The organism is Nitriliruptor alkaliphilus DSM 45188, assembly GCF_000969705.1.
Classification (GTDB): Bacteria; Actinomycetota; Nitriliruptoria; order Nitriliruptorales; family Nitriliruptoraceae; genus Nitriliruptor; species Nitriliruptor alkaliphilus.
In genome coordinates this window covers 2,553,955-2,567,051 of the sequence record NZ_KQ033901.1, presented here as the reverse complement: position 1 = coordinate 2,567,051, position 13,097 = coordinate 2,553,955, and the positions used below count along the sequence as shown (strand labels likewise).

At 73.6% G+C, this 13,097-nt stretch carries 11 protein-coding genes; 2 read left to right on the top strand and 9 right to left on the bottom strand.

The window, feature by feature from the left end:
* Window positions 1-20 precede the first annotated feature (20 nt).
* Window positions 21-980: a lytic transglycosylase domain-containing protein gene (locus NITAL_RS11980; protein ID WP_083441500.1), complete on the top strand. Its 960-nt coding sequence runs from the start codon at window positions 21-23 to the stop codon at window positions 978-980.
* Here NITAL_RS11980 and NITAL_RS11975 read toward each other — a convergent pair.
* Genes NITAL_RS11975 through NITAL_RS11965 form a run of 3 tightly spaced genes read right to left on the bottom strand, consistent with a single transcriptional unit; the run spans window position 968 to window position 4,044 of the window.
* On the bottom strand, window positions 968-1,927 hold the full coding sequence (locus NITAL_RS11975) for an ArsA family ATPase (protein WP_083441499.1): 960 nt from the start codon (window positions 1,925-1,927) through the stop codon (window positions 968-970). The genes NITAL_RS11980 and NITAL_RS11975 overlap by 13 nt on opposite strands.
* 13 nt (window positions 1,928-1,940) lie before the next feature.
* Window positions 1,941-2,252 carry a cory-CC-star protein gene (locus tag NITAL_RS11970; RefSeq protein ID WP_211262367.1) on the bottom strand — a complete coding sequence of 104 codons (312 nt, stop codon included), beginning with the start codon at window positions 2,250-2,252 and terminating at the stop codon, window positions 1,941-1,943.
* Window positions 2,242-4,044, bottom strand: coding sequence for a carbon starvation CstA family protein (locus tag NITAL_RS11965; protein ID WP_052666423.1), 1,803 nt, complete (start codon window positions 4,042-4,044; stop codon window positions 2,242-2,244). The genes NITAL_RS11970 and NITAL_RS11965 overlap by 11 nt, the downstream gene beginning before the upstream one ends.
* A 135-nt stretch (window positions 4,045-4,179) precedes the next feature.
* Here NITAL_RS11965 and NITAL_RS11960 point away from each other — a divergent pair, with 135 nt between their 5' ends.
* Window positions 4,180-4,941, top strand: a complete 762-nt coding sequence (locus NITAL_RS11960) for a hypothetical protein (RefSeq protein ID WP_052666422.1) — start codon at window positions 4,180-4,182, stop codon at window positions 4,939-4,941.
* A gap of 381 nt (window positions 4,942-5,322) precedes the next feature.
* On the opposite strand, the gene ftsY is transcribed toward NITAL_RS11960, so the two are convergent.
* The 6 genes from ftsY to NITAL_RS11930 form a co-directional block, all read right to left on the bottom strand.
* Window positions 5,323-6,525 carry a signal recognition particle-docking protein FtsY gene (gene ftsY / locus NITAL_RS11955; RefSeq protein WP_157041789.1) on the bottom strand — a complete coding sequence of 401 codons (1,203 nt, stop codon included), beginning with the start codon at window positions 6,523-6,525 and terminating at the stop codon, window positions 5,323-5,325.
* A 112-nt stretch (window positions 6,526-6,637) separates the two neighbouring features.
* Window positions 6,638-7,579 (bottom strand): lytic transglycosylase domain-containing protein, encoded by a 942-nt coding sequence (locus NITAL_RS28510; protein ID WP_211262366.1) that lies wholly within the window; start codon window positions 7,577-7,579, stop codon window positions 6,638-6,640.
* Window positions 7,580-7,660: 81 nt separating this feature from the next.
* On the bottom strand, window positions 7,661-11,311 hold the full coding sequence (smc, locus tag NITAL_RS11945; protein ID WP_052666420.1) for a chromosome segregation protein SMC: 3,651 nt from the start codon (window positions 11,309-11,311) through the stop codon (window positions 7,661-7,663).
* Window positions 11,312-11,531: 220 nt separating this feature from the next.
* Window positions 11,532-11,744 carry a hypothetical protein gene (locus tag NITAL_RS11940; RefSeq protein WP_052666419.1) on the bottom strand — a complete coding sequence of 71 codons (213 nt, stop codon included), beginning with the start codon at window positions 11,742-11,744 and terminating at the stop codon, window positions 11,532-11,534.
* Window positions 11,745-11,855: 111 nt separating this feature from the next.
* Complete coding sequence (locus tag NITAL_RS11935) at window positions 11,856-12,155, bottom strand: acylphosphatase (protein ID WP_052666418.1); 300 nt, start codon at window positions 12,153-12,155, stop codon at window positions 11,856-11,858.
* Between the two features lie 16 nt (window positions 12,156-12,171).
* Complete coding sequence (locus tag NITAL_RS11930) at window positions 12,172-13,014, bottom strand: DNA-formamidopyrimidine glycosylase family protein (protein WP_052666417.1); 843 nt, start codon at window positions 13,012-13,014, stop codon at window positions 12,172-12,174.
* Between the last annotated feature and the right edge of the window lie 83 nt (window positions 13,015-13,097).

Genomic DNA, 13,097 nt, shown 5'->3' with positions numbered 1-13,097 from the left:
ACGGCCGTACCCTGCGACGCATGGCAACCCCGCTCCGGCTGCGCCTCACCGCAGCGACCATCGCCCTGACGTCCCTGGCTGCCTGCGGGAGCACCGTCCCCGACGAGCACGACCCGGGGCCCGAGCCGTCGCCCGAGCGCCCGACGGCGACGGAGACCGACGCCGTCCCGGGGCTCGACGCCGTCCCGGAGCTCGACGAGGCACCGGAGCTCGCCGAGACCTCCGAGCCCGAGCCGGCCCGGCCGTCGCCACCGGACGAGTTGGCGCCGTTCGAGGACGCCGACGAACTGGCGGAGGTGCTGGGGGCGGCCGAGGAAGCGCTGGCGGACGAGGGCACCCCCGACGAGGACCGGACCCGGTGGGCCTGGGCCCAGCAGCGTGCCTACCGCGACCTGGCCGCCAACCCGGGGTGGGTGGGTACGGCCCGCGCGCAGGTACCCGAGGAGCTCCACGACGCCTTCGACCTGACGCTGCGCGCATCGACCGAGCTGCACGAGCTGACCACCCCGCGGCCCGAGCTGCCGACCGACTGGCGGATCGTGGCACCGCCCCCGCTCGAGGAGCTGCGCGGCTACTACGCCGAGGCCGAGGCGGCCACGGGCGTCCCGTGGAGCGTGCTGGCCGCGATCCACCACGTCGAGACCCGGTTCGGCAGCATCCAGGGCGACAGTCACGCCGGCGCGCAGGGGCCGATGCAGTTCATGCCGCCCACCTGGGACGCCTACGGCGAGGGCGACGTCCGCGACCCGCGCGACGCGATCCTCGCGGCGGGCCGTTACCTGGCCGCCAGCGGAGCACCCGACGACCTGCGAGCGGCGGTGTTCGCCTACAACCGCAGCGACCGGTACGTCGAGGCGGTGCTCGCCTACGCCGCGGCGATCGACGCCTACGACCACTACCTCGACGTCTACCACCGGTGGCGGGTCTACTACCGCACCGTCGACGGCGACGTGGTGCTCGAGGAGGGCTACGGCGCCTGAGGGTCCGCCGGCAGGCCCGCGGCAGCGAGCGCCGCCCGGATGGCCGCCAGATCGTCCGGACCACGCACGTCGTGGGGCAGCTGCGGGACGTGGACCACCTGCCGGTGCCCGAGCCGACGGTCGATGTCGGCCAGGTGCACGCCTTGCTGCTCACGCCGAGCGGCGAGGAAGGCACCCTCGGCGTCATCGGGCAACACCTGGTTGACCACGATGGCTCCGATACGCAGGTCCGCTTCGCGCAACGCCGCCTCGGCGCGGACGGTCTCCTCGATGGGGAGGCGTTCGGGGACGCACACCAGGTGGATCACCGCGTCCTCGTGGATGCGACGACGGAGGGCGGTCAGACGGTCCGCGCGCGCCCGGAGCCGTTCGACGACCGGGTCGTCCGGCGGGGCGTCGTCGCCGGTGAGGTTCGCCAGCGACCGGTCGAGGCCCCGGACGCGCTCGCGCTGGCGCACGAGCCCACCGACCCAGCCGCGCAGCAGCTCGGGCATGGCGAGCAGCCGGAGGGTGTGCCCGGTCGGCGCGGTGTCCACCACCACCCGGTCGTAGCGAGCCGCGTCGTCCACGAGCAGGGCCGCGAGCCGATCGAGGATCGCGGACTCCAGGGTGCCTGCCCCGCGCTTGGCGAGGTCGAGGTGGCGGTCGACGGTGGCGCGGATCTCGGGACCGACGAGTCGGCGCGCGTCGGCCCGGACGCGCTCGACGTGGGCGTCAGCGGTCGCTTCGGCGTCGATCTCGACCGCCCACAGCGACGGGGCGACCTCGGTGGGCTCGTCGCCGAGCCGTGCCTGGAGCAGATCACCGGTCGAGTGGGCCGGGTCGGTCGAGACCAGCAGCGTGCGCGCGCCGGCCGCCGCGTGCGCGGAGGCCAGCGCCGCGGCGGTCGTGGTCTTGCCGACACCACCCTTCCCGCCGACGAGCGTCACGGTGCGCGCCGGGGTCACCACCTCGCGCCGTTCAACAGCACACGCCGTGGACGGGGAAGCGGTCGAGCCCCTCGCGCTGGTGCAGGTCGTGGAAGGCCTGCACCAGGTGCGGGGTGAGCTCGAGGGTCTCGTAGGCGGCCGGGTCGTCGATCCCGTAGGACGTCAGCAGCAGGACGGCGAGGAACCGGTCCTCCTCCTGACGGGCGACCCGGCGCAGGCTCCCCCGCCAGCGGGCGACGAACACCGCCTCGTGCCACGCCGCCGCCCCTCGGAAGGCGCGGGCGAGCACGGACCACCCACCGCCGCGTGGGGCGGGGTCGGGCGGATCGGGGTCAGCGGGCACGTCCCTCCGGATCGGTGATGGTGGCGGCGGGCGCCCCCCGTCGGTCGTCGGCGCCGATCTCGGTCGGGTCTCCGACGTCCCCCGCGCGGGCGCGCCGGATGGCGAGCACCGCCTCGACCACCAGCCACAGGGCCAGCACCAGGATGATCGCGTCGAGCGGGGCCAGGATCCAGTCGCGGTCCTCGATGAACGTCCGGAGGTTGAGCACGAGCGCCCAGACCGTCATGACCAGCAGGAACGCCAGCGGGACCAGCTGGGCGGTGGCGTTGCGGCCCCCGCGGGTGACCCACACCGCGACCACCGCGAGCGCCAGCCCGGCCGTGAGCTGGTTGGTGGTCCCGAACAGCGTCCACAGGCGTCCGAACGCGTACCCCTGGGCCTCCGCCTCGCCGCCTGCGGGGGCGAGCGCGAGCGCGAGCGGTACGACGACAGCCATGGCCGTGACCGCGGTGAGGTTGCGGGTCGCGTCGCGGAAGCGGCCGGCGATCCCGCCGCGGCCGGCGGCGACCAGGTCCCCGAGCTCCTGGATGATGTAGCGCTGGAGGCGGACGCCGGTGTCCATGGTGGTCGCAGCGAAGGAGATGACCACCACGGCCGCGAAGATGGTGCCGAGGTCGGCGGGGACGCCGAGGTGCGAGGCGAACCCGGCGATGCCCTGGACGAAGTTGCCGACCGCACCACCGCTCGCCGTCGCGAAGTCGGGGTAGAGCTCGCCCCAGTCGAGGCCGACGGCCGCGACCCCGGCGGTGGTGGCCAGGATGGCGCCGAGCGCCAGCGAGCCCTCGCCGATGGCACCCAGGTAGCCCACGTGCTTGGCGTCGGTCTCCTTGTCCAGCTGCTTCGAGGTCGTCCCGGAGGCGACCAGCGAGTGGAACCCGCTGATGGCGCCGCACGCGACGGTCACGAACAGGAAGGGGAAGAACGAGGGGGTGCCGTCCGGCAGGTTGGTGTTGATCGCCGGCGCCACGATGCGGTCGAGCCCGACCAGCAGCCCGAGGAAGATGACGCCGAGGGCGATGAACAGCTGGTGGCTGTTGATGTAGTCGCGGGGCTGCAGCAGGACCCAGACCGGGATGCGCGAGGCGATGAACGCGTACACGAACAGGGCGATGATCCAGAGCGTCCGCGGCCCCATCCCGAGGGTCTCGGCGAGGTTGTCCAGCGTCACCGGGTAGGCGTTGCCGACCAGGATCAGCAGGTAGAGCACCGCGACGCCGACGAGCGACGGGATCAGGGCCGCCGTCCGTGTCCGGTAGATCCACTGCCCGATGGCGATCGCCAGGGGGATCTCGACCACGATCGGGATGACCGCACCCGGGTTGGCGACGAAGAGGTTGCCGATGACCACGGCGAACACCGCGTTCACCAGGGTCAGCAGGAAGAAGATGATGATCAGGAACAGGGTGCGTGATCGGGTGTTGATCACGCTGCGGGTCAGCGTCCCGATGTTCTGGGCACGGTTGCGCACGGACACCACCAGCGCGCCGAAGTCGTGCACCCCGGCGGCGAAGACCGTGCCGAGCGTCACCCACAGCAGCGCCGGCACCCACCCCCAGAACACGGCGATCGCCGGTCCGACGATCGGCGCGGCGCCGGCGACGGAGGTGAAGTGGTGACCGAACAGCACGTGCTTGTTGGTCGGGACGAAGTCGATCCCGTCCTGCATCGTGTGCGCCGGGGTTGGACGCGCAGCGTCCAGTGCGTAGACGCGATCGGCCAGGTAGCTGGCGTAGGTTCGGTACCCGATCGCGAAGATCGCGAGCACCACGACGAGGACGACGATGGCCAGCACGATGGTCCCTCCCCGAGTGCCGGCCCCTCCCGGCCGGCACGGCGCGACGACGGTAGGTCCCCTCACCACCAGGCGGTACGGCCGAGGCTCCGAACGGTCGGTCCCAGGCGCTGAACGGCACGAACGAGCGGTCGGTTGACCGGCGAGCTGGTGGCGGCGTGGCGTGGTGCGCAGCTGGCCGAGGTGGCCTGGGTCACTCCCGCCGGCACACCTCGCGCGGCGGTCGTGGTACCGCTGCTCGACGAGGGGCTGCCGGCGCTCGCCCTGCCGTACGCCGAGCTCGACCTCGCCACCTCCCTGGCCGAAGCGGACCGGGTCACCTTCAGCGTCGCCGTCCCCGCCGTCGCAGGCGGCGCGTCACCGGTCGCAGCGGCCGCGCGGATCGCCGTGACCGAGGACCCACGGGGTGAGGCCTTCACCGGGTCGCCCCTCCTGGAGCAGGTGCTGGCCAAACACCCACCGTCGCGACGCCGGCTCGACAGCCTGCTCCTGCGACGCGAGCACGCGTGGTACGTCCCGCGGGTGCTGGTCCGCACCACCGAGATCGGGCCGAGCTTCGACCTCGGGGTGGGCGAGGCACTCGGGGTCGCGGTCTCCTCCGACGGCGGACCCTGGGTGGCGCTCGCCCACGACGTGGCCGTCGCCGACGGGACGGCTCGGCTCGCGGTCGACGACGGTCCGGCGACGGTGCTCGCCCACGGCGCCGACGTGCCCGACCTCGACCAGCCGTGGCACCGGCGGTGGACGGGCACCGTCAGGGACCTGCGGTTCCGCGCCGACGAGCGCGACGAGGTCGCTCCGGCCCGGCGCCGGGCGAGCCTGCGGGACCGAGTGCGGACCGAGCGTGCGCTCGAACGCGCCTGCCGCGCCGGCCTCCGCCAGGCCGGCCACCGGTAGGGCCGCCGGTGGCGCGCCCAGGGATCGAGGACCCGGCCGCTCCGCGGGTGACGGCCCCCTGACCGCTCCGCGGGGGACGGCCCCCTGACCGCTCCGCGGGGGACGGCCGCCTCCGCGGAGGGCGCTCGTCCTCCGGACCCACTCGCTCGCTCGGCATCGCTTCGCTCGCCTCACAGCCTCCGCTGCGGCGACCGTCACCCGCTGCGCTCCCTCAGCGCGAGAACCCTCCCGCCGGCGGCGCGGACGAGATCCCCCCGGGATCGAGGAGCACGCACGGCGCCGGGAGACCGAAGGTCGCCCAGCGACCGAGGACGACCCTAGATCGGAGCACGCACGGCGCCGGGAGACCGAGATCCCACCGGGATCGAGGGCGACCCCGACCTAGTCCGTGATGCCGGCGAAGAGGCCCTCGACGAACAGCTCGGGGTCGAAGGGGGCGAGGTCGTCGATGTCCTCGCCGAGACCGACGAGCTTGACCGGCAGGTCGAGCTCGCGTTGGACGGCCACCACGATGCCGCCCTTGGACGAGCCGTCGAGCTTGGTGAGTGCGATGCCGGTGACCTCGACCGCGTCGAGGAAGGCGCGCGCCTGGGCGATGCCGTTCTGTCCGGTGGTGGCGTCGAGGACGAGGAGGGTCTCCTCCAGCGGTCCGGCCTGCTTCTCCAGCACCCGCTTGACCTTGCCGAGCTCGTCCATCAGTTCGCGCTTGTTGTGCAGCCGACCGGCAGTGTCGACGATGAGCAGGTCGGCCGATCGTTCGTCGGCCGCGGTGTAGGCCTCGAACGCGACCGAGGCCGGATCGGCGCCCTCGTCCTTGCGCACCAGGTGGGCGCCGGTCCTGTCGGCCCAGATCCCGAGCTGCTCGGCGGCCGCGGCGCGCCACGTGTCGGCGGCACCGAGGACCAGCTGCCGGCCCTCGCGCTGTTCGACGGCGGCGAGCTTGCCGATGGTGGTGGTCTTCCCGGTGCCGTTGACCCCGGTGACCAGCCAGACCGTCGGGCCGGCGTCCGTGGCGCGCGCCAGCGAACGGTCCGCCGTCCCGAGCGCGGCCCGCAGCTCCTGCTTGAGCAGGTCGAGCACGCCGTCGGCGGTGGTCACGCCCTCCTCGCGGCTGCGTCGCTTGAGCTCCTCGACGATCTCGAGAGTGGCCGTCACCCCGACGTCGGCCGTGATCAGCGCTTCCTCGAGCCCGTCCCACGCCTCGTCGGTGACACCTCGGCCGAACAGGTCCGCGACGGACACGCCGAGGACGTTGCGCGTCCGCGACAGACGCCGCTTGAACCGCTCCCCGAGCGGCAGGACCTCCGGCTCGAGTAGGTCGGCGGGGGTGTCGGGGACGACCAGGTCGTCGGGGATGACGTCCGGCTCGACGTCGACGTGCGGGGCGGCGAGCTCGTCGTCGACGGGCGTCGGGGTCTGCCCGTCGGGGGTCGGTGGCGCCAGCACGTCGGTGCCGCCCGTGCCAGGGCCGACCTCACGTCCGTCCGGCTTCTGCGCCGAGCGCCGCTTGGCAACGAGCCCGGCGAGCAGCACCAGCACGAGCAACGGCACGGTGACGAGGACGATCGGATCGAGGGCTTCCACGTGGCGCTCCGGCGGGTCGGCGACGCAGGGCCGGGACGCTACCGGTCCCGCACGCCCCGGTTCACCGGTCCTTCCCCGCCACCCCCCGGTCCCTTCCCCCCACCCCCCGGTGTCAGCCGGCGTTCGCCCGGTCGGCGTAGGTGTTGGCCACCGCCAGCACGTGCCGGATGTAGGACTCTGAGCGGTTGTAGCTCCACAGCGCCTGGCCCCAGTTCGAACTGTGGGTCAGGTCGCGGCCGGACGCGCACAGGTACCTGGCGGCGGCCAGGGCCGCGTCGTCGATGTGCTGGGGGTCGGCCTGCCCGTCGCCGTTGCCGTCGGCGCCCCAGCGGGCCCAGGTCGAGGGGATGAACTGCATCGGTCCGACGGCGCGGTCCCAGGTGGTGTCACCGTCGTACCGGCCACCGTCGGTGTCGGGGATGGCCCGCACGTTCGGGCCGCCGTCGAGCGGCACACCGATGATCGGGCTGGTCGGGGTCCCGTCGGGCAGCAGCTGGCGGCCACCGATGGTCCCGTGGTGGGATTCGACGTAGCCCACGCCAGCCAGCGTGACCCAGGTGAGGTTGCAGCTCGGCCGCTCCTCGCGGAGGCGGAGCGCGGCGCTGGCGTAGGCGGCCAGGGCCCGTTCGGGGATCCCCACGCGGGCCGCGGTCGCGGCGAGCTGATCGCGGTCGAGCATGGGCAGCGGACTGGCGATCATCCGGCCATCGACGTCACCGGGCCGCTGGGTCGCCCGTTCGTCGACGGATGCGGGCACCGCCTCGGGCGCCGGTTCGGGCTCCGGCTCGGGCTCGGGTTCCTGCTCGGGCTCCGGTTCCGGCTCCGGTTCGGGATCGCTCGGTGGGGGCAGCGCGGGTGGGGCCGGCGGTACCGGATCGAACCGGACCAGCTCGTCGCCGCTGATCAGCGCGGTCACCCCGGCGGGTGCGGCCAAGGGTGTCGGTGACGCCCCCCGTTGGACGAGCGTCGCCGACCCTGCCGTGGCCACCACGACAGCAAGGAGCAGCACGAGCCCCGCAGGGGTCCGCGCCGCCCACCGCCGTCCTACCGCCACGTCCACCGCTCCCGGTCCGTCGTGCAGCGACCTCAACGAGGCCAGCACGGTCCCGGTGACGGACGGACGGACGGTGGCCGCTCAGGTCGAGGGCGCGGTGACCGGCTCGCTGGTGGCGATCGCTTCCGTGGGCGCGTCGGAGGCACGCTCCTCGAGGGCCCGCTCCTTGGCCGCGAGGTCGTCGCGGAGACGTTCGCTGACGACCTTGGTGACCGCGTCCGGACCCATCGTGATGCCGTACATGACGTCGGCGATCTCCATCGAGCGCTTCTGGTGGGTCACGACGATGATCTGGGCGTGACCCCGGAAGCTGCGCACGACCTTCAGCAGACGCTGGAGGTTGACGTCGTCGAGGGCGGCATCGACCTCGTCGAGCACGTAGAACGGGCTCGGCCGCGCGCGGAAGATGGCGAACACGAAGGCCAGGACCGTCAGCGAGCGCTCACCGCCCGACAGCAGCGACAGCCGGGTGACCTTCTTGCCCGGTGGCCGGGCCTCGACCTCGATACCGGTGGCCAGCAGGTCCTCGGGGTCGGTCAGCACGAGCCGCCCCGAGCCCCCCGGGAAGACGGTCGAGAAGGTCAGCTGGAACTCCCGCGCCACGTCGCGGTAGGCCTCCTCGAACACCGACTTGATGCGCTCGTCGACCTGGACGACGACCTGCTCGAGGTCACGGCGCGACCGCCGCAGGTCGTCGAGCTGGTCGGAGAGGAAGGCGTGGCGCTCCTCGAGGGCCTTGAACTCCTCGAGCGCCAGCGGGTTGACCCGGCCGAGCAGCCCCACCTTGCGGACGAGCACGTCCTCGCGTTCGGTGAGCGCATCGGTGTCGTAGGTGGCGGCGTCGGGGTGCTCGGCGGCGAGCTCGTCGGGGGTGATCGAGAAGCGCTCCCGGAGGCTGGCGGCCAGCTGCTCGAGCCGCCGTTCGACGTCGGCGCGTCGCAGGTCCGCCTGGTGCCGTTGCTCGCGCAGGTCCTGGAGCTCGGCTCCGACCGCGCCGACGACGCGACGGGCCTCGGCGAGCGCCGTCCGCCGCTCGGCCAGCTGCCCCTGGAGCGCGTCGCGCTCGGCCGCAGCGGCCACGGTGGCGCGTTCGAGGGCTTCGAGGGCGGTCCGCGCCACGAGGGCGAGATCACCGCACCGGGCGATCCCACGCCGGCGGGCCTCACGACGTCGCGCGGCCTCGGCGAGGGAACGCTCGACCTCCTCGGCCTCCTGCCGCAGCGCCGCGGCCTGGAGCTCGAGGTGACGGACCTGCTCGGTGGTGCGCTCCAGCCGGACGCGGCCGTCGAGCTCGCGTTCGCGCGCCAGCTCGACCGCATCGTCGAGTTCGATGGCGGTCTCGTCGGGTCCCTCGTCGACGTCACCCTGGTCGGCGTCGACCTGGGGGCCGCGCTCGACCAGGGCATCGAGGGTCCGCCGGTCCCGCTCGAGCACCTCACCGAGATCGTGCTCGCTGGCCGCGACCAGGCTGCGCTGGTTGGCGAGGGTGTGCAGCTCCTTGTTGAGCCGGGCGAGCCGTTCCGCCGCACCGGTGATCCGCGCGTCGGACTCGTTGATGCGCTCGGTGGCACCGGCGAGGACCGTCTTGGCGTCGGCGAGCGCGGCGTCGGCAGCGACCCGCGCGGTGGCCACGGCCGCCAGCTCCTCGGCGATGCCGCGGGCGCGCGTCTCGGCCTCCTCGGCCGCGGTCGCCGTCACCACGGCGGACCGGGCTGGTGCCTCCCCGCCCCGGTAGCCGAGCGGCCCGGCGACGTCGCCATCGGGGGTGACGAAGGTCAGCTCCGGCTCACGACCGTGCAGGAGCACCGCCGTCTGCCAGTCCGGCACCCGCCAGGTCCACTGCAGGAGGCGGCGGAGGGCGGCGACCACGTCGGCAGCGTGGGCGTCGTCCTCCGCCGGCGCGAGCAGGTCGCCGACCGGGACGGCTCCCGCCGCGGTCAGGACGCCGATGACCTCGTCGTCGAGCGGGCGTGGTGGGCGCTTGTCCGGCCGGGCGGCGAGCACCACGGCCGATCCGGCCCGGACTTCGCGCAGCCAGGCGATGGCACGACGGGCCTCGTTCGGCGTGGTGACGACCACCGCCTCACCGAGAGGGCCGAGGGCCGCCGCCAGGGTCGCGTCGTGCTCGGCGTCCGAGCGCACGTGGGCCGCGAGGGGGCCGAGGACACCGTCGAGATCGCTGTCGAGGAGCGCACCCGTGCCGCCCTCGGTCTCGGCGAGCGCGGCACGGAGCGCCTCGGCACGGGCCAGCGACGAGGCCCTGGCGGCCTCGAGCTCGCGGGCGTCGGCGGCGAGCTGCTCGACCCGAGCGGTCGCCGTGGCGACCGCTGCCTCGGCCGACTCCAGCCGCTCGGTCAGGTCGCTCTCGGCCGCGTCGAGCGAGGTGATCTCGTCCTGGACCGCCGCGACCTCCGCCTCGGCCTCGGCGACCCGTTCCTCGACGCCCGCACGGCTCTGGCTCACCCGTCCGAGCTCGGCTTCGGTGGAGGCGACGGCCGACCGGAGGGCCGAAACCTCGCCCTCGAAGCGCAGCACCCGCTCGCGGGCCTCGGCCCTGCGGCGGCGCTCCGCCTGGCGCTCCTGCTCGTGCGCGCGGCGGGCCACCTCGGCCTCGCGTCGGGCGGCGGTCGCCGCCTCGAGGGCAGCGCGGTCGGTCTCGCGGTCGGACTGCTTGGCCTGCGCCTCGGCCTCGACGCGGTCGGCCTGGACCCGCAGCTCGGCCGGCGGGCGTCCGGCCAACGGCTCGTCCACGTACTCGACGAGATGACGGCGCTTGGCCTCGACGAGGTCAGCCGTCCCGCGCAGGCGCTCGGTCAACGAGGTCAGCTTGTAGTAGGTCGACTGGGCGGCCTCGGCGGCGGGGCCGAGGCGGCCGATCTCGGCCTCGAGCTGCCCCTGCTGCTGCTTGCTCGCCTGCAGGCGGGCCTCGATCCCCCGCTGGACGTCGGCCGTCGACCGGTCCGAGTCGCCCTCGGCGGCCGCAGCGGCACGCAGGCGCTGGAGGTCGGCACCCGCCAGCTGCAGGCGGACGTCGCGCAGCTCGGCCTGGAGGGTCTGGTAGCGGTCGGCCGCCTCGGCCTGGCGCTCGAGGGGACGCAGCTGGCGCCGCAGCTCACGGAGGACCGTCTTGAGCTTGTCGATGTGACCGTCGACCTGCTCGAGCTTGCGGAGGGCACGTTCCCGCCGGCGTCGGTGCTTGAGGATGCCCGCAGCCTCCTCGATGTAGCGCCGGCGTTCCTCGGGCTTGGCGTTGAGGATCTCGTCGAGCTGGCCCTGCCCCACGATGGTGTGCAGCTCGCGCCCGAGCCCGGTGTCCGAGAGGAGCTCCTGCACGTCGAGGGCGCGGACGTCGATGCCGTTGATCTCGTAGCTCGCGTCGCCGTCGGCGTGGATGGTCCGCGCCACACGGACCTCGCTGAACTGTCCGGCCGACCCGGCCGTCCCGAGGTTCGCCGTCGACAGGCGCCCGTCGGCGTTGTCGATGACGATCTCGACGCGGGCCTGGTTGGCGCGGGAGCGGGTCGGCGATCCGGCGAAGATGACGTCGCTCATCGCCCCGCCGCGGACCTTCTTGGCGGAGTTGGTGCCGAGGACCCACGCGAGCGCGTCGACCACGTTGGACTTGCCCGACCCGTTGGGTCCCACGATGACCGTGATCCCCGGCTCCACCTCGAGCACCGTCTTGTCGGCGAACGACTTGAAGCCGCGCATCGACAGGGAACGGAGGAACACAGGCGCCTCAGGTGGAGTGATCAGGCAGCGGCGGAGCGGACAACGGCACGTCGGACCGGGCGGTGCGCTGCCCGGGGACGGCACGAACGGCGGAGCCTAGCGGTGGCTCGCGGTGTGGCCCCGCACGAGTCCCGGCGCGCGCGACGGGCGGACCGGCGCGTGTTCGACCCGTCGATGGACGCACAGCAGCGCACGCCCGACGAGGGGCGTGCGCGTCGCATCAGGTGGTGGCGGGCTCACGCTCCGACGCCCCGACGAGGTCGCCATCGACGACGATCGTGTCGGCGTGGGTGTCTCGGCGGGTGTCACGGACGGCCTCGGCCGCGGCGAGCGCTCGCTCGAGGTCGGCGACGCGCTGACGCAGCGCGCGGACCTCGTCGAGCAACCGCAGGCTCGAGGGCGTGGCGTGGGTGCCCAGCAGGGCCTTGCCCATCGTGCGATCCCTCGGGTTGGGCGCGCGCAGCGGCGCGGAGGTGTCCAGGGTGCGGTGCAGTGAGCGTACCGGAGCCCTCGCCCAGCCGTCCAGCGGACCGAGCCCCGGCGGTCAGCGCTCGATGCGGAAGCCCGACAGCCCCAGCGGATCGACGTCCCGGACGGCGACGTCCTCGACCTTCGCGGCCGGGGGTCCGCCGGCGTGGACCCACGCCTCGACGGTCTCGACCGCGTCGGCATCGCCCTCGAGGTGGGCTTCGAGCCCGCCGTCGTCGAGGTTGACCACCCAACCGTGCACGCCGTGGCGGTCAGCGACCCGCCGCAGCGACCACCGGAACGAGACCCCCTGGACCCGCCCCCGCACCGTCAGGTGTCGGGCGAGCGTCGACCGCTCGGCCGGGTCCGTCGTCACGGGGCCCTCCGTCGCCTCAGATCATGCACCGTTCGCAGTGGTAGGTGTAGACGCCCTTCTTCAGCCGCGTCCGGACGATGGGGCGGCGGCAGCGGAAGCACGGCAGCCCGTCGCGACCGAAGACCTTGAGGTGGTCGGCGATCTCGTCCTCGTCGGTGGTCTCGCCCGGGTCGGCCTCGTCGAGGGTCGCGCCCACCTGCTTCATCGCGAGGAACAAGACCTCGTGCATCGCCCGGTAGAAGCGTCGCACCTCCTGGGTGGAGAGCTTGTCCGAGGGGTGGTCGTGGCGCAGCCCAGCCTCCCACAGGATCTCGTCGGAGTAGACGGGACCGATGCCGACCACGTGTTGCGGGTCGATGAGCAGGAGCTTGAGGGGCTTGGACGCCGCCGCCAGGAACCGGCCGAACTCCATCCACGTCGGGTTGTCGTCGAGCGGATCGAGCGCGTCGGGGTTCACCCCGGCCGCCTCGTAGGCGCCCTCGGTCGCGACCACCCCGGTGCTGGCGGTGGGCTCGTCACCGGGTTCGGCGAGGTGGATCGCGCCACCGGTGGTGAACGACACCGACAGGTGGGTCTGCGGGCCGAGCTCCGCGGTGGCGGTCTCGCGGAACAGCGTGCCCTCGGCACCGGGGTCGATGACCCACGTGTGCTCGTCGTCGAGGTCGATGAACAGCGTGTGACCGCGTCGCCGGACCGCCTCGATCTTGCGCCCCTCGAGGGCCTTGACCAGCTCGGGGCGGTTGCGGTGGAAGGCGCGCACGATGCCGGTCGACCCGACCGTCACATCCTTGACGCGCTTGCCCACGACCTCCTTCTCGAGGTCCTTGCGCAGCACCTCCACGTCGGGCAGCTCGAGCACGCGGACTCCTCGCACGGTGGCAGCAGGGGAAGCGGAGTGACTGGGCGCCCGCCGTCGCGGCCACCAGCAGCGGCAGGTCGAGC

Bases quoted from the DNA above. Each gene is read 5' to 3' on its own strand.
- NITAL_RS11940 (WP_052666419.1), bottom strand. From the start codon at position 11,744: ATGGGCAAGGCCCTGCTGGGCACCCACGCCACGCCCTCGAGCCTGCGG.
- NITAL_RS11980 (WP_083441500.1), top strand. From the start codon at position 21: ATGGCAACCCCGCTCCGGCTGCGCCTCACCGCAGCGACCATCGCCCTG.